Origin of the sequence: Companilactobacillus kimchii DSM 13961 = JCM 10707, from assembly GCF_001435445.1 — a bacterium.
Classification (GTDB): domain Bacteria; phylum Bacillota; class Bacilli; order Lactobacillales; family Lactobacillaceae; genus Companilactobacillus; species Companilactobacillus kimchii.
The window spans coordinates 35,822-53,632 of the sequence record NZ_AZDH01000006.1; the positions used below are offsets into that span (position 1 = coordinate 35,822).

The window sequence follows — 17,811 nt, forward strand, 5'->3', positions numbered from 1 at the left end:
GACTCTTTTTTGTTATACTCTGGCTGTTTCAGCCAACTCATTTAACTTACGCAAACGATGATTAATTCCCGATTTAGAGATAGGACCACTTGGTACCATCTCTCCTAATTCCTTCAAAGAAACTTCTGGATTTTCTAAACGTAAAACTGCGATTTCACGTAATTTATCTGGTAAGGAATCTAATCCTACCGTTGCCTGTAAATGTTTAATGTTATCAATTTGACGTTCAGCCGCTGCCACCGTCTTATTGATATTAGCGTTTTCGCAATTAACCAAACGATTAACTGAATTTCTCATATCACGCACGATTCGAATATCCTCAAACTTCAACATTGAGTTAGTTGCCCCAATTAATTGAAGAAAATCAGCAATTTTTTCAGCTTCTTTTAGATAAACGATATAGCCGTTACGGCGTTTGGTAGTCCGAGCATTCAAATGAAAATAATTCATCATTTGAGCAATTCCTTCATTATGTGTTTCATACAATGAATAAATTTCTAAATGATATCTAGAAGTCTCGGGATTATTCACACTTCCAGTAGCCAAAAAGGCTCCTCTTAAATATGAACGCATCCGTTGATCTTCATTTAAAACTTCTTCAGGTACATCGGTATTAATCGACAATCCTGATTCATCCAAAATATCTAAATCCGTAAGTACACGATTAGTATCATATTTTAAACGCACAAGATATTGATTATTTTTCTTCAATTTCATCTTTTTACGCACAAGTAATTCTGATTCAATTCCATACTTTTGCTTAATCAAAGAAAAAATTCTTCGTGCAATAGCGGCGTTCTCAGTTTGTGCGGTTAAGACGAAATGATGATTTTGTAAACTTAATGAGCCATTCATTCTCAACAATGCCGATAATTCTACTCGAGCATGTTCGGGATGGACGACTAATTTTGTGAGCTCTTGCTTGACCTCACTTGCATATGAAACCACTAACGTCTCACCTCATTTTTTCTATTACCAGATTGTAAGGACAAATTGATAATTTCCTCAGCAACCTTTTCACCATCGTGGAAAGCACCTTGATCATGCAATGATAGGAAATCATCTTGCACGACCTTGCATCCCATTTTTCTTAAACCTTGAAAATCTGTTTCTACCTGATTAACATACTCGTCATACTTCTTATGATCCATATAACCATCAGGAATTTCTCTTGTATTAACCAGTACTGTATCAATGAAGTTACCGCCTAAATGACGGTTTAATACTCGTACATGATCAGCATCTGTAAAACCTTCAGTCTCACCAATTTGTGTCATGATGTTACAAATATAAACAACCTCAGCTGAGGTTTGTTTGACAGCTTCACCAATATCTTTAATCATCAAGTTAGGTAGAATACTGGTAAATAAACTACCAGGACCCAAAACAACCACATCAGCTTGCATAATTGAAGCAATAACCGAAATAACTGACTTGGGCTCCTCTTCAGGATTATCAGAATCTGTAACCCAAACACGCTTAACATGCTTACCTGAATGAGTGATTTCATGCTCACCAGCTAATTTAGTCCCATCCGTAAATTCAGCATGTAACGTCAATTTAGTATTACTTGCTGGAAAAACATGACCATCAACTTTCATCATTTTAGATAGTTCTTGAACAGCGTCAAAAATGTTAGGTGACATCTCAGTCAAAGCGGCAATAATTAAATTACCGATCGCATGACCTGAGAAGAAATCATCATTACTCTTAAAGCGATATTGGAAAACATCCATATCAACCTTAGGTAAATCAGATAGTGATGCTAAAACGTTTCGAATATCCCCAGGAGGGACAACGTTAATGTAGTCACGAATAATACCAGATGATCCCCCATCATCGGCTACAGTAACAATTGCAGTGATATTAGCATCCATTTTTCTTAAACTACTTAGTACAACTGGTAAACCAGTTCCCCCACCTATAACTACAACTTTTGGACGACGTCCTTTAACAACTCGAACTATCCTATTTTCGGCCATCTTCGATTACCTTCTTTTGCGATTTTTCCATGTCACGATGAGTTATATCAACGTAGTACTTCTTCTTTAAATCAGTACCTAGACGTTGGGCAATTGCAACTGATCGATGCTGACCACCAGTACAGCCAATTGCAATCGTTAAACTAGTTTTACCTTCTTTTTCATATCCAGGAATAATATCCTTTAACAAACCTGAAAATTTATCATAAAAATTCTTTGTTTCTGGATCGTCCATAACATAATCATAAACAGGTTTATCCACACCCGTTTGTGTTTTTAATTCTTTGATGTAAAATGGATTCTTTAAAAATCTAACATCCATTACTATATCGGCATCAATTGGCAAACCATACTTAAAGCCAAATGACATTACTTCAATATGGAAGGTTGGTACTCCAGTTGACTCTTGAAAGTTATCAAAAATCTCCTCACGTAATTGACGTGGAGTTAAATCTGTCGTATCAATTTCAACTGATGCACGGCCTTTGATTTCTGACAAAAGCTCTCGTTCTTTTTCAATACCATCAAGTAGACGACCTTCCATTGCAAGCGGATGACTACGACGAGTCTCTTTATAACGAGAAACTAGCTCTTCATCTGATGCATTCAAGAAGAGAATCTTCATATCAACTTTTTGGTGTTTTTCTTGTTCGTCTTCATCAACTTGTGACAACATTGAGAATATTTCATCATAAAAAGCACGTGATCTAATGTCGACAACTAAAGCTACTTTTTTAATAGTTCCTGATTCATGAACTAATTCCCAAAATTTAGGAAGTAGATTAGGTGGCATGTTATCAATACAAAAATAACCTAAATCTTCAAAAGATTGCATGGCGACAGTTTTACCCGCACCACTCATTCCGGTTACTATAACTAAATTAAGTGTATCTTTTGCCATTTTGCACCTCACATTCCATATAAGCATAACATAACAAGCCAGGCGTGTCAGTTTTGGAGAAGAAAAGATAAAAATATTTTTTATTGCTAAATTGCGATAAAATTAAACCGATTAGAGGGGGATATTTTATGGATACAGTTTTCTTAGTACTGCTTTTAGTTGCGGCCGTTGTGCTTGCCAACATTGTTCAGTGGAAATTAAATAATATTCCGATTGCATTCATCCAAATTGCAGCTGGACTATTATTATCTTTTCTACCTTTTTACAAACATTTTGAATTAGAGCCGGAGATCTTTTTACTTGTTATCATTTCGGCACTAATGTTTAATGACGGACAGCACACCAGTCTGTCTCGATTAACACATCAAGTCGGTACCACTTTTTCTTTGGCGGTAGAACTAGCAATTATTTCTATTTTAATTGTCGGTTTCGTAACACATTTGATTATTCCTAGCATGCCATTGGCACTTGCTTTTGCTTTAGGAGCCATTATCACACCAACCGATGCCGTCGCTGTGGGCTCTATTACAAGTAACATGTTAGTGCCTACCGAAGTTATGGGTACTCTAGAAAATGAGTCACTCTTTAATGATGCTTCAGGTATTGTTGCCTTAAATTTGGCTATCAGTGCTGCCGTCACAGGACAATTTTCTTTACTCAATGGAATTGGAAACTTTTTTTATGTTTTCTTTGGAGGAATTATTTTAGGAGGAATCTTAGGTATAATTATCGTTTCGATTCGTCTTAAATTAATTAATATGCACGTTGATGCTCCTTCAGTCATGGTTCCTTTCACCCTATTGACACCCTTTGTCGTTTATTTAATTGCTGAGGCTATTGGTGTTTCAGGAATCTTAGCCGTAGTTGTTACAGGTTTAATGCATGGTATCCAACAAAACCGCCTACGTTTGACTAGTTCACGTCTACAAATCGTTATGACCAGTACTTGGAATGTCTTCTCTAGCATTCTTAATGGTATAGTCTTCGTCTTATTAGGCATGTCACTACCAAGCGTTATTCAGAATCTACACCAACATGATGCTAGTTCAGTTGGAATTCTGTTAGGTGTCGGTATTCTACTTTATGTTATTATGACTGCTTTAAGATACCTTTGGACCAATTGGGGCTTTGCCAACATTCGAGCCTGGGATAAAAAAGAAAAGCATGCTAATAGTACCGTCATGGCCTACAGTGGTGTTCACGGAACCATTACTTTAGCCATGGCCTTCTCACTACCACTAACACTAAATGGGCAAACCTTCCCATATCGTAATGATATTATCTTTGTGGCTGCCGTTGTTATCTTAACTAGCTTATTAGTTCCAACTCTAGTTCTACCAAGACTATTGCCTCCTCAGGTTTCCAAATATACCGAAGACGAATTAGCTAAAATCAAAGGCCAAATGGTTGATAACGCTATTGTCAATCTTCAAACACGTCATGATAGCTCTACTAGCATTGGCCGGGTAGTAAATATTCTTGATGGTCAACGTACAATTGACGGACACATCGATAAAAATAAATTAACAATCATCTTCGACAACTGCTTTGAATTAGAGCAACAAACTATAGATGAAATGTTAAGTAACGGTGAGATATCTGAGCAAAGTGCTGACCTATACATGCGAGTGGCACGTAGAACCGTCCTACAATATCAAAATAGTTTTCGTCAAAGAGTACAACTCTTCCTACGTTTCCATGTTGTAGAAAAATTATCATTAAACAAAACAGCTCGTAAGCGCCGTAAAATGTATCATAAGATGCAATCGCAACGTAAAAATATCAGTCGTGAACAAATGCTAAAACGTAATCGTAAGCTTTGGGATAAAATGGCTGAAGTTGAAAAGAAACCTTATCTTAAAATCACTAGCTATCTTAATCAAAGTTTAGTGAATGATAGTGGCAACAATCGTGAAATTAGTATTGTCCGTCGGGCTTATGATGAAAGACATCGTCGTTTGGTTGGCCGTGATCATTATGAAAATGACCAAAACGAACTCTTAATCGAGGCCTTTCAACAAGAGAATACTTATATTCAAAATTTAATCTCAACTAAGGAAATTAGTCGTGAATTAGGTGGAGCACTCTATGAACAAATTTCAACTGATCAATTGGTTTACTTACAATCTCTGAATGAAGAATAACAAAAAAGCAGGTATCTACTAGAATTAATGTCTAGTAAATACCTGCTTTTTTATCTATTTAGCATCTTTAGTACGTTTAGTATCACGTTCCAAAATTGGTTTCAAATATTGACCAGTATAACTGTCCTTTACATCAGCCAATTCTTCAGGTGTTCCGGTACCAACAATTGTACCTCCACCTTCACCACCTTCAGGTCCGAGATCAATTAACCAGTCAGCCGACTTAACAACATCCAAGTTATGTTCAATAACTAAGACAGTGTTACCTTCATCAACTAAACGCTGCAAAACGCCTAAAAGACGCTTGATATCATCAGTATGCAAACCAGTCGTAGGTTCATCCAGGATATAGAAGTTCTTACCATTAGACTTCTTATAAAGTTCTGAGGCCAACTTCATTCTTTGAGCTTCACCACCGGACAATTGAGTAGCTGATTGTCCTAATGAAACATAACCTAAACCTACATCTTGAATTGTCTGTAACTTACGTTTGATCTTTGGAATGTTATTAAAGAAGTCCAAAGCTTCAGAAACCTTCATATCAAGTACTTGGGCAATATTCTTACCCTTATAAGTTACTTCCAAGGTTTCAGAGTTATAACGTGTTCCATGGCAAACTTCACATGGTACGTAAACATCAGGTAAGAAGTTCATTTCAATTTTGATGATTCCGTCACCACGGCAGTTTTCACAACGTCCGCCTTTAATATTGAAAGAGAATCTACCCTTCTTGTATCCACGCAATTTAGCTTCATTCGTTTGAGCAAATAAATCACGAATATCATCAAAGACACCAGTATATGTAGCCGGATTACTTCTTGGTGTACGTCCAATTGGACTCTGATCAATAGCAATCATCTTTTCCAAATTTTCGTAACCTGTAATTTTCTTATACTTACCAGGTTTCTCTGAATTATGATTCATCTTTTGAGCCAAGGCACGTTTCAAGATCATATTGACCAAAGTTGATTTACCTGAACCAGAAACACCGGTCACAACAATAAATTTACCTAACGGAAACTTAACATTCAACTTCTTTAAATTATTCTCTTGTGCACCATAGACTTCAACAAATTTACCATTACCAGTCCGACGTTCCAAGGGTACTGGAATAAACTTCTTACCTGCTAAATATTGACCAGTCAATGATTTGGAATTCTTTTCTACTTCACTAGGTGTTCCAGCAGCAACAATTTGTCCACCATTTTCACCAGCACCAGGGCCAACATCGATTAGATAGTCAGCAGCACGCATTGTATCCTCATCATGTTCAACCACAATCAAAGTATTACCAAGATCACGCATTTTCTTTAAAGAATTGATCAAACGATCGTTATCACGTTGATGCAATCCAATAGAAGGTTCATCCAAAATATACATTACTCCGGATAAATTAGAACCAATTTGTGTAGCCAAACGAATTCTTTGAGCTTCACCACCAGATAAAGTTCCAGCTGAACGTGATAATGACAAATACTCCAAACCAACATTGATCAAAAAGCTAAGGCGATCCTTAACTTCCTTCAAAATAGGTTTAGCAATAACTGTATTCTGTTCACCAAATTTAACTGCTTTAAAGAATGGAAGTTCATCTTTGATTGACATATCGGAAACTTCAGCAATATCCATCCCTTCAACCTTAACGGCTAAGGCTTGACGATTCAGTCGTTTACCATGACAAACAGGACATTTCAATTCAGTCATGTATTTTCTCATAACTTCACGTGTAAAATCACTATTAGTCTCATGATAACGACGATCGATATTAGGAAGAACCCCTTCAAATGGAACATCAACATCACGTACGCCACCAAAATCATTCTCATAATGGAAATGGAATGTTTTACCATCAGAACCATTTAAAATAATATCCTGATTTTTTTGAGGTAATTTTTCAAATGGTATATTCATATCAATATTAAATTCTTTAGCAGCCTGAGCTAACATTTCTGGATAATATTGTGAACTGATTGGATTCCAAGGCTCAATAGCCCCTTCGGCTAAAGTTTTACTCTGATCTGGAATAACCAAATCAAGATCAACTTCAAGTTTAATTCCTAAACCATCACAGTTCTCACAAGCTCCAAACGGTGCGTTAAATGAGAATAAACGCGGTTCCAATTCTCCAACTGTAAATCCGCAAATAGGACAAGCATTCTTTTCTGAGAAGACCATCATATCTGAGCCGATAACATCAACATTCATATAACCGTCAGATAATCTCAAAGCTGCTTCAACTGAATCAAACAAACGAGATTTGATATGGTCATTGATAACAATTCGGTCAACCACAACGTCAATACTGTGTTTCTTATTCTTATCCAACTCAATATCTTCACTGACATCGTGAATTTCACCATCAACTCGGATACGAACATAACCTTGTTTCTTAATTTGATTCAAAGCCTTTTTGTGTTGTCCTCTTTTGGCACGAACGACTGGTGAAAGAACTTGTAACTTAGTCCCATCATCCAATTTCAAAATAGCATCAACCATTTGTTGGGCTGATTGACTGGTAATTTTAGTACCATCATTTGGACAAATCGGTGTTCCCACACGAGCCCACAATAAACGTAAATAATCATTTATTTCCGTAACCGTACCTACAGTTGAACGGGGATTTTTTGAAGTCGTCTTTTGATCAATAGAAATAGCAGGACTTAATCCATCAATCGAATCAACATCTGGCTTATCCATTTGTCCTAGAAATTGACGAGCATATGAAGACAAACTCTCAACATAACGTCTTTGACCTTCGGCATAAAGTGTATCAAAAGCCAAAGAACTTTTACCCGAACCAGACAAGCCGGTCATAACAACTAACTTATCACGAGGAATTGTTACATCAATATCTTTTAAATTATGTGCACGCGCACCATGAATAACAATTTTATCATTTAACATTCTATTTCATTTCCGCCTTTAATTCCAAAATTGTATCACGTAAATTAGCAGCAGCCTCGAAGTCGAGTTTCTTGGCAGCAGACTCCATTTGTTCATTTAAATTGGCAAGAAGTTCTTCACGTTCCTTCTTACTCATATCCTTGAAGTCAATATCATCATCGATCTTTTCTGTTTCAGAAGAAGAATTGTCAACTTTCTGGAACATTGAGATAGCATCTCGAATTGGTTTAACAATTGTCTTAGGTGTTACATTATGTTCCTCATTGAACTTCATCTGTAATTTACGACGACGTGCAGTTGCATCAATCGCTCCACGCATTGAATCTGTAATCGAATCAGCATACATAATAACTTTACCATGTTCATTACGTGATGCACGACCAATAATCTGGACTAATGAACGTTCAGCTCTTAAGAAGCCTTCCTTATCAGCATCCAATATAGCAATTAGGGAAACTTCCGGTACATCGATACCTTCACGCAGCAAATTGATTCCGATTAGAACGTCAAATTTACCTAGTCGTAAATCACGAATAATCTTAGTTCGCTCTAACGTTTTAATATCACTGTGTAAATATCTAACTTTAATTCCTAAATCTTTAAAGTAATCCGTTAAATCTTCGGCCATCTTCTTCGTTAAGGTGGTTACAAAGACTCTTTCATGCTTAGCCACACGATCATTGATTTCACCAACCAAATCATCAATTTGTCCCATAATTGGACGTACTTCAATTTTAGGATCCAATAGACCTGTAGGACGAATGATTTGTTCAGCTTTATTATCTGTTCTCTCTAATTCATAAGGACCAGGTGTAGCCGATACATACAATATTCGGTTAACATGTTTTTCAAATTCTTCCAACTTCAAAGGACGATTATCCAATGCACTAGGCAATCGAAAACCATAATCAACCAACTGTTGCTTTCTGGCACGGTCACCATTATACATCCCTCTAATTTGTGGCATCGTAACATGAGATTCATCAATCATAATATTAAAATCTTTGGGAAAGAAATCTAGCAAAGTAAATGGTGGTTCACCTTCTGCACGACCTTCCATATGACGAGAATAGTTTTCAATACCTGATGTATATCCCATCTCACGCATCATTTCAATATCATATTCGGTTCTCTGCTTGATACGTTGAGCCTCTAGTAATTTACCCTCTTTGGTAAATTTATCAACTTGAACATCCATTTCGTCTTTAATACGTTTCAAGGCTTCATCCATTTTGGAATCACTAATCATAAAGTGAGTAGCCGGGAAAATACCGATGTGATCCATTGACCCCTTAACTTCACCAGTCAATGCATCCATTTCGATAATTCGATCAATTTCATCGCCGAAAAATTCCACACGAATAGCATTATCATCACGTGAAGCTGGAAAAATATCGACAACATCACCACGGACTCGAAACCTTCCACGTTGAAAGTCAATATCATTACGTTCAAATTGATTATCAACTAATTCTTCTAACAAAGTATCACGAGCAATCTGTTGACCAACTCGTAAGGAAATAATACTGTCGGCATATTCCCTTGGATCACCTAAACCGAAGATACATGAAACAGAGGCAACTACAATAACATCGTTACGTTCCAAAAGTGAACTAGTAGCCGAATGACGAAGCTTATCAATTTCATCGTTGATACTAGAATCCTTTTCAATATACGTATCACTAGATGGCACATAGGCTTCTGGTTGATAGTAATCATAATAACTAACAAAGTATTCAACCGCATTATTAGGGAAAAATTCCTTAAATTCACCATACAATTGTCCTGCCAATGTTTTATTATGTGAAATGATCAATGTTGGTTTATTCAAATTCTTGATGACATTAGCCATTGTAAAAGTCTTACCAGTACCAGTAGCACCCTCAAGAATAACCTCTTTGTCACCAGCTTTAAAATCTTTAGTAATAGTATCGATTGCTTGAGCTTGATCTCCAGCAGGTGAATACTTGGAAACCAAATCAAATTTATTATCAGTAACTCTATCTATCACGGATTAATTTACCCCCTTTGAGCTAAAAAAAACACCTAACTCTCGTACACGAATTAGATGTAATTGATGTCAGGCTTATTACGCTGGCTCTATATTACCATAGCGAACATATTTTCGCCATAATTTAATTTTCATTTACTAAGCGTGGCAACATTAAGAAAATTATCAATCCTACGAAGAACAAAATACTCAATGAGGCAGCGCCAATTGTGGATTTTCCCGTAATTTGCGTAACGATACCAACCAGAATTGGACCCATCACAGCTGAGAATTTTCCTAAAATATTATAAAAACCAAAGAATTCACTTCCGGATTCTTTTGGAATCAATTTTCCGAAATATGAACGACTTAAGGCTTGAATACCACCTTGACTAGTACCAACTAAAACAGCTAAGATCCAGAAATCCTTAGCACTAGTTAGTTTCAAAGCATATAAACAAATGCCAAAATACAAAACAATTCCTAAAAGAATTCCTGCTCTGGTAGAAACTTTATTAGCAAACCAACCATATAAAATAGAAAATGGAAAAGCTACTAATTGAACAACTAATAAAACAAGCATTAATGTGGTCGTGTTAATTCCCATATCCATACCGATTGAAGTGGCCATCGTAAAAATCGTATCAACTCCATCAATATAGAAGAAGTAGGCTACTAAGAACCAAGCTGCGGCCTTATATTTTCTTAAATGAGTAATTGTTTTCCAGACACGTTTAAAACTTGATGTAACGGGATGTGCATTTTCTGGCAAAGAATAGACCTGTTGGACATTTTTCAATAATGGAATGAAGAAAATAATCCACCAAATGGCCGCCAGAAGAAAACTCCATCGTGCCACGCCGTAACTCGATAACATGCCAAAACCACTCGTTAATTGTAGAACTAAAAATAAGATAAAGGCTACAACTCCACCTAGATAACCATAAGCATATCCATTTGAAGAGAGAGTGTCCATTTCTTCGTTACTAGCAACATCTGTTAAAAAACTGTCATAAAATAGATTGCCGGCTGAATATCCAATTATCGACAAGATATACACACCCAATAATAACTGCCATTGATTTGAAGGCACTAGTGCCAAACCAAACGTCATAATAATTCCTAAAAATGAAAAATAGTTCATTAATCTTTTTTTGTGATGCGGATAATCTGCTAATGCACCTAAAACCGGAGCCAAAATGGAAACTAATAACGTTCCAAAACTATTAGCATAACCCCAAAAGGCAGTTGCATTTGCTGCTGAAACTCCTGAATTTTGCGCTATTGATTTGAAATAAACTGGTAATACCGCTGTCGTAACGATAATCCCATAACCAGAATTAGCCCAATCATAGAAGATCCAACTCCACTGTTTCTTATTAAACCTCATAAAATTCCTCTATTCTAATCGATAAATACATCCTCAATACTATTTCCGGCTATTGGCGCATCAAACTTTAAGCCTAACAATTTAGCAAAAGTTGGTGCTTCATCTACCAAATTAGCCTTTTCGACTGTATGATCTTTTTCAACCATTGGTCCATTAAAAATCAAGGTTGTTTTGTAGCCTGGTTTTTGAGGATGGTAGCCATGAACACCACGATATCGATCAGTATCCCCCATCATCTCAGGAAGTACCTGTTCTACAACATTAGGACGATCACTCTCATCAGTAAAGTAATAACCAGCCTTAGCCTCAACCATCAAAGTACAATTAGGATCTGCTCCCATAGCCGCTGCTTCTTGTGATGAATAAATTCTTTCTACACCCTCAACACCTGAGATCAGCTCCTTCAAACGTTGGATTTGATCAAAGTTCTTTGTATAGATATAAGTTGAGCCATCACAAGTTTTAGCCATTACTGACCAATCTTTCTTGAAAGTTTGATCTTTGATTGGTTTTAGCCAATTTCTCTTTGCAAATAAAGTATTCAAATGAATCATCTTATCAACATTGATTTGATAATGATCTCCTAAAATCACAAAGTTGGTATCATCAAAGGTACCTGCTTCCTTAGTAGCGTCGATTACTTGTTTCACATGACCGTCTAATCGATGCAAAGCTTTCATAGCATCTTCAGAACGAACCCCATATTGATGACGCATGCTATCCATGTCAACCAAATGCAACAACATCAAATTAGGTTGTTTGTTTTTAACTGTATCAACCGCACAGGCCGTAATAAAATCATCTAAAGCAGGCTGTTTAATACCGTTACGCAATTTTCCATATTTTTTATCCATTTCTAAAATAAATAATGGTGAACTAGCCTTCAATGAAACCAAAACCTGGTTAGTCCAAATTCGATTGGGAAAAATTTCAGCCAAATTGTAGTCAATTTTACTACCGGCTGTAACTGGCCAAAGAAAGGCAGCCGTTTTAAGCCCTTTTTTTCGTGCTAAATCATATAATGTCGTTGATTTAACATCCTTTTGATACCAGTACCAATCAGGTGATCGACGATTAGGTTGAATCTTAGTATTATTTACAATTCCATGAACGCTTGGATATTGACCGGTGATAATAGTCGTATGCGAAGGATAGGTTAAAGTTGGATAAATACCTTGAACTTTTTTGACCCAAGTTCCCCCGTGAACTAACTTGCTCAATGTTGGTAATTCATCGAGATGTTCATCAATATCTCTAAATCCTAGAGAATCAAGCGAAATAATGATTAGATGTTGATTTGTTGACAATTCCTTCTCCTCTTTTCACAAACTACATGAAAATATTATATCGCAGTTGAGAAAGACTTGTAACGAAACAAAAAGATAGAGACAAAAAATTAATTTTGTCTCTATCTTTTATTTTATTCCCAGCCTTCGATTTCTTTAGCAAAATCAGCTAGTTTTTGTGCGGCATTAGCCTCTGTATCAGCCTTAACGCCAATATAGAATTTCAATTTTGGTTCAGTACCTGAAGGTCTAGCAGCAACCCAAGTATCATCGGCTAAAACATATTTTAATACGTCAGCCTTTGGTAATCCTGTAGGTTTAACACCTGCTTCGGTGGTATCTGTGTCTTTCAAATAATCGATTGATTCAACAACCTTAACGCCATTGATTTCGTCGATACCTTCTTCACGAAGAGTCTTCATAATTTGAGCCATCTTATCTTTACCAGAGATACCTTCAAAAGTCTTAGAGATAGTCTTTTCACGATAGTAACCAAATTCTTTATAAAGATCCTCTAGTGCATCATAGATAGTCTTACCCTTTGATTCATAGTAAGCAGCAGCTTCAGCCAACAATAAAGTTGATTGCATAGCATCCTTATCACGAACAAATGGCTTTACAAGATATCCATAACTCTCTTCAAATCCGAAGAGGAATTCATTGCTACCAGTCTTTTCAAATTGTTCGATCTTTTCAGCAATATACTTGAATCCAGTCAAAACATCGAGCATCTCGACGTTGTACTTATTAGCAATAGCAGTTGCTAGTTCAGACGAGACGATAGACTTAACAACAGCTCCATTAGCTGGTAATTGATTAAGGCCTTTCTTTGCTTGCAACAAATAATTCAAAAGAACTGAAGCAATTTGATTACCTGTCATCAACTTGTAAGAACCATTTGGCTGTTTAACTGCAGCTCCTAGACGATCAGCATCAGGATCTGTTGCAATCAAAATATTAGCGCCAATCTTCTTACCACGTTCAATTGCTAAATCAAAAGTTTGGGCAAACTCAGGATTAGGGAATGGTGTTGTAGCAAACTCAGGATCTAAAATGGCTTGTTCAGTTACCATATTAAAATTCTTAAATCCTAATTTTTGGAAAATTCGAGGGGCAATCATCTTACCAGTACCATGAAGTGGTGAATAAACAAACTTCATTTTGTCACCAATATTGTTGATCAAATCACGATTAACAATCACCGTCTCCAAATTCTTCATGTAATTTAAATCAACATCTTCACCAATAAGAGTTAATAATTTTTCTTCTCTTAATTTTGTTACAGGCTTTACTTTAATAGCAAATAGATTGCTAGCTTTTCTAGCAAAACTAGTAATATTATCTGATTCAACTGGTGGCATTTGACCACCATCTGGTCCATAAATTTTAAATCCATTATATTGCTTAGGATTATGGCTAGCAGTAATCATAATACCGGCATATGTAGGTATACTTCTTACTGCAAAAGATAATTCCGGTGTAGGTCTTAAACTATCAAACACATAACTGTGAATTCCATGGGCTCCCAAAACTTTTGCTGATTCATAAGCAAAATCTTGTGAATAGTAACGTGAATCATAACTGATTGCTACACCTTGTGACTTCAACTTATCATCCAGAGTATCCATGAAAGAAGCCAAACCTTCGGCTGCTTGACGAACAGTATAAATGTTCATTCTATTAATACCAGGTCCAATGAGACCACGCATACCAGCAGTACCGAATTCCATTGGTTCATAGAAAGCTTCTTCCGCAACCTTATCATCATTCTTCATTTCATTAAGTTGCTCTTTCATATCTGGATCCAAATCTTTATAGTCGAGCCATTGTTGCATATTATCTTGCCAAGACATAACTTGTCCTCCTAATTTGTAAGTACTTACAACCATTATATCAATCATAGAGTACCATTTATATTTGATTACGACACTTTAAGCTATTTTTTTTAAAATATCCTTAAAAATCGACCACAAATACACAAATTATTCGAGATTATTACTGATGATTCTGTTTATATCCGTATCATAGTATCTTGCCAATGCAATTAGTGTATCAATATCTGGCATTCTAATACCTGTCTCATAGTGAGATAAAGTTGTTACATCAATATTCAAATGTCTTGCTACTTCTTTTTGAGTTACATTCTTTTCTTTTCTTAAGACTTTAAGGTTTCTAGCAATATTGAAACCAGATTCGTTCATCAATTGATTTATTTTTTTATCTACTACTTCACGCATAAGAATCACTTCCTGTCTTTTACTAATAGTATATGTTTAAACATGTCTATATTCAAACCAAATGCTAATAATAATTTTTTCGATATTTAGTCTTTTATTATTAGGTCAAGGTACAAAAAAAGGATTACAAAATGGATATTCTCCATTTCATAATCCTCACATTCATAATGCTTCTTATACTATTTTGTTATTACCTTATCATCAGCAAGTTCTTGAATATAACTGTATGCTTGTTGACCAGCTATACCACCCTCACCAACAGCTGTAGCTACTTGACGAAGATCTTTCTTACGAACATCCCCAACAGCAAAAATACCAGGGATATTTGTTTGCATATGTTCATTAGTGTTGATCCATCCATCTTCATCCAAAACACCTAAGTCCTTGAATGGTTCTGTCATTGGCTTGATACCAACGTAAATGAAAGCACCTTTGGCTGGAACAACGTGTTCTTCGCCAGTCTTCTTATCAACATATTTAACACCGGAGACTTTATCGTCATCACTCGTAATTTCCTTAACATCGGCATTCCAGACAAACTTGATCTTGTCATTCTTAAATGCACGATCTTGCAAAATCTTTTGAGCACGCAATTGGTCACGACGGTGAATAATTGTTACTGACTTAGCTAGTTGTGTAAGGTAAATTCCCTCTTCAACAGCAGAATCTCCACCACCGATAACAGCAACGTCTTGATCCTTGAAGAAAGCACCATCACAAACGGCACAATAAGAAACACCACGTCCTGACAATTCATTTTCACCAGGAACCCCAATCTTCTTATACTGTGAACCAGTCGCAATGATTAATGCTTTAGCTTCATAATCACCATCATCAGTGTGGATAATTTTAACATTGCCTTTATCTTCTACTGATTGAACGGCACCATAACCAAAATCAGCACCAAACTGAGTTGAAGATTTATACATTCTTTCACTCAAATCTGGACCCAAAATTGATTCAAATCCAGGATAATTTTCAATTGCAGCGGTGTTGTTCATTTGACCACCGTAGATACCACGATCAAGAATCATTACTGAAAGGTTGGCACGTGAAGCATATAAAGCGGCAGTTAATCCACCAGGACCTGCCCCAATAATTACTACATCGTATGTTTTCATCGTCGAATTACCTCCTATTACTCAACAAATATTACCATTTATTTTTTAATTATCAATTAGATTGCTCACAACTCATTATACCAAGGATCATTTTCATTCTTTCGACGATAAATAAAAATTCCAATAGCAGCGAAAAATAGTACTAGTGACAATACTTGTGAAACTCTTACGCCTGGTAAAATATATAAACTATCAGTCCGCATACCTTCAACGAAGAATCTAACCGCTGGATACCAAATTAAATATGTTAAAAATACCTCACCGCGTTTTAACAAATGCTTACGATTTCTCAAAATTAAAATTAAAACTAAACCTATTAAATTACCAACAGATTCATATAAGAATGTTGGCTGACGATAAGCACCATTGATATACATCTGTTCAACAATGAAATGTGGTATATGTAAAGATTGTAAAAAGTTTAAAGTAGTCTTAGCACCAAAGGCCTCTTGATTCATGAAATTGCCCCAACGACCAACTATCTGTCCTAAAAGAACTGAAGGTGCAGCAATATCTAACATCAACCAAGGAGAAATATTTCTTTTCTTGCATAGAACCAGTAAAACAATAAATGCTGCAATTAAACCACCATAAATTGCAATACCACCATGCCAGAGCTTAATTATTTCACTGGGATTAGCCAAATAATATGGTAATTCAAAAATAACATAATACAGACGAGCACCAACTAAAGCAATTGGAACCCCATATAAGACTAAGTCCAAAATATTATCTGGATCTAGATGTCTTTTTTTTGCTTCACGCATTGCCATGATAACTCCAATCAGAGCACCCATAGCAATAATAACTCCGTACCAATGAATCTCTAAGCCACCTAGATTTAAAGCAATTGGGTTTAATGCTAGCAAATCAAAATTCATTACTTACCTTCTCCATCTTTTTCATTCTTTGTTTTTTCTTCATTTTCTTTGATCAACAATCCTAAATTGTCTTCAAACTTCTTTGTAGCGTCATAACCCATCTTCTTAGCACGATAGTTCATAGCAGCTACTTCAATAATGATAGAGATATTACGACCAACTTTAACAGGGACGGTAATTTGTGGTACGTCAACGTCAAAGAAAGTACGTCTATCCTCCAAAGTACCGATACGGTCATAATTCTTATCGGCAGACCAGTTTTCCAAATTAATAATCAATTGAATCTCGCTTTGTGAACGGACAGCCCCGGCTCCAAAAAGATTCATAACATCAATAATTCCGATACCACGGATTTCTAATAAGTGATTCAAAATCTTAGGTGCTTCACCAACAATAGTTTTTTCATCACGTTGATATACATCAACACGATCATCAGCGATTAAACGGTGACCACGTTTAATTAGTTCCAAAGCTGTTTCACTTTTACCAATTCCTGAATGACCAGTCAATAAGATTCCAATACCATAAACATCTACTAAAACACCATGAATTGATTCTCTAGGAGCTAGCTTCTCGTCCAAATATTCGGTAATCATACTTGATAGTCTAGTTGTTGGTAATTCTGATCCAATAACTGGAACGTGATGTTCTTTAGCAGCTCTCAATAATTCCTTACTTGGTTGAATATTTCTCGAGATTAAAAGAACTGGCGTATCTTCACGACATAATTCAAGCATCACCTTATAACGATTATTGGAAGTCATTGAACGAGAATATGAAGTTTCTGTTTGACCAAATAATTGAATTCGTTCACTTGGATAATAATCAAAATAACCCGTCAATTCGATGCCCGGACGAGAAATATCGGTCGTTATGACTTTTTTATCTTTTAATAACTCTTCTCCAGCATAAACCTTCAATTCGTTATCCTTTACCATTTGAGATACTGTAACAAAATTTGTCATTGCTAACCCC

Annotated in this window: 13 protein-coding genes; 1 reads left to right on the forward strand and 12 read right to left on the reverse strand. The window is 36.0% G+C overall.

Annotation, left to right across the window (positions count from 1 at the left end; all coding sequences use genetic code 11):
• Positions 1-12: 12 nt before the first annotated feature.
• Genes whiA through rapZ form a run of 3 tightly spaced genes read right to left on the reverse strand, consistent with a single transcriptional unit; the run spans position 13 to position 2,883 of the window.
• The gene (gene whiA, locus FC97_RS03665) at positions 13-948 is read right to left on the reverse strand and encodes a DNA-binding protein WhiA (protein WP_025085089.1); all 936 of its coding nucleotides are present in this window, start codon (positions 946-948) and stop codon (positions 13-15) included.
• Positions 948-1,982, reverse strand: a complete 1,035-nt coding sequence (locus FC97_RS03670; RefSeq protein ID WP_054643108.1) for a gluconeogenesis factor YvcK family protein — start codon at positions 1,980-1,982, stop codon at positions 948-950. Before FC97_RS03670 ends, whiA begins: the two co-directional genes overlap by 1 nt.
• A complete protein-coding gene (gene rapZ / locus FC97_RS03675; protein ID WP_056967812.1) occupies positions 1,969-2,883 on the reverse strand; it encodes an RNase adapter RapZ in 915 nt (304 codons plus the stop codon). Before rapZ ends, FC97_RS03670 begins: the two co-directional genes overlap by 14 nt.
• A gap of 128 nt (positions 2,884-3,011) precedes the next feature.
• On the opposite strand from rapZ, the gene FC97_RS03680 reads away from it, so the two are divergent.
• The gene (locus FC97_RS03680) at positions 3,012-5,027 is read left to right on the forward strand and encodes a cation:proton antiporter domain-containing protein (protein WP_054643107.1); all 2,016 of its coding nucleotides are present in this window, start codon (positions 3,012-3,014) and stop codon (positions 5,025-5,027) included.
• Positions 5,028-5,081: 54 nt separating this feature from the next.
• On the opposite strand, the gene uvrA is transcribed toward FC97_RS03680, so the two are convergent.
• The 9 genes from uvrA to hprK all read right to left on the reverse strand — a co-directional run bounded on the left by uvrA (position 5,082) and on the right by hprK (position 17,801).
• Complete coding sequence (gene uvrA / locus FC97_RS03685; RefSeq protein ID WP_056967813.1) at positions 5,082-7,931, reverse strand: excinuclease ABC subunit UvrA; 2,850 nt, start codon at positions 7,929-7,931, stop codon at positions 5,082-5,084.
• 1 nt (position 7,932) lies between these two features.
• Positions 7,933-9,942, reverse strand: a complete 2,010-nt coding sequence (gene uvrB, locus FC97_RS03690) for an excinuclease ABC subunit UvrB (protein WP_054643106.1) — start codon at positions 9,940-9,942, stop codon at positions 7,933-7,935.
• A 124-nt stretch (positions 9,943-10,066) separates the two neighbouring features.
• Complete coding sequence (locus tag FC97_RS03695; RefSeq protein ID WP_054643105.1) at positions 10,067-11,311, reverse strand: MFS transporter; 1,245 nt, start codon at positions 11,309-11,311, stop codon at positions 10,067-10,069.
• Between the two features lie 14 nt (positions 11,312-11,325).
• Positions 11,326-12,618: an alkaline phosphatase family protein gene (locus FC97_RS03700; protein ID WP_054643104.1), complete on the reverse strand. Its 1,293-nt coding sequence runs from the start codon at positions 12,616-12,618 to the stop codon at positions 11,326-11,328.
• 113 nt (positions 12,619-12,731) lie between these two features.
• Positions 12,732-14,450: a phospho-sugar mutase gene (locus FC97_RS03705; RefSeq protein WP_056967816.1), complete on the reverse strand. Its 1,719-nt coding sequence runs from the start codon at positions 14,448-14,450 to the stop codon at positions 12,732-12,734.
• Between the two features lie 129 nt (positions 14,451-14,579).
• Positions 14,580-14,834, reverse strand: coding sequence for a helix-turn-helix domain-containing protein (locus FC97_RS03710; protein WP_054643103.1), 255 nt, complete (start codon positions 14,832-14,834; stop codon positions 14,580-14,582).
• Between the two features lie 179 nt (positions 14,835-15,013).
• Positions 15,014-15,955: a thioredoxin-disulfide reductase gene (gene trxB / locus FC97_RS03715; RefSeq protein WP_056967818.1), complete on the reverse strand. Its 942-nt coding sequence runs from the start codon at positions 15,953-15,955 to the stop codon at positions 15,014-15,016.
• 65 nt (positions 15,956-16,020) lie between these two features.
• Positions 16,021-16,836 carry a prolipoprotein diacylglyceryl transferase gene (gene lgt / locus FC97_RS03720; protein ID WP_054643102.1) on the reverse strand — a complete coding sequence of 272 codons (816 nt, stop codon included), beginning with the start codon at positions 16,834-16,836 and terminating at the stop codon, positions 16,021-16,023.
• Positions 16,836-17,801, reverse strand: a complete 966-nt coding sequence (gene hprK, locus FC97_RS03725) for an HPr(Ser) kinase/phosphatase (RefSeq protein ID WP_054643101.1) — start codon at positions 17,799-17,801, stop codon at positions 16,836-16,838. The genes lgt and hprK overlap by 1 nt, the downstream gene beginning before the upstream one ends.
• Positions 17,802-17,811 lie beyond the last annotated feature (10 nt).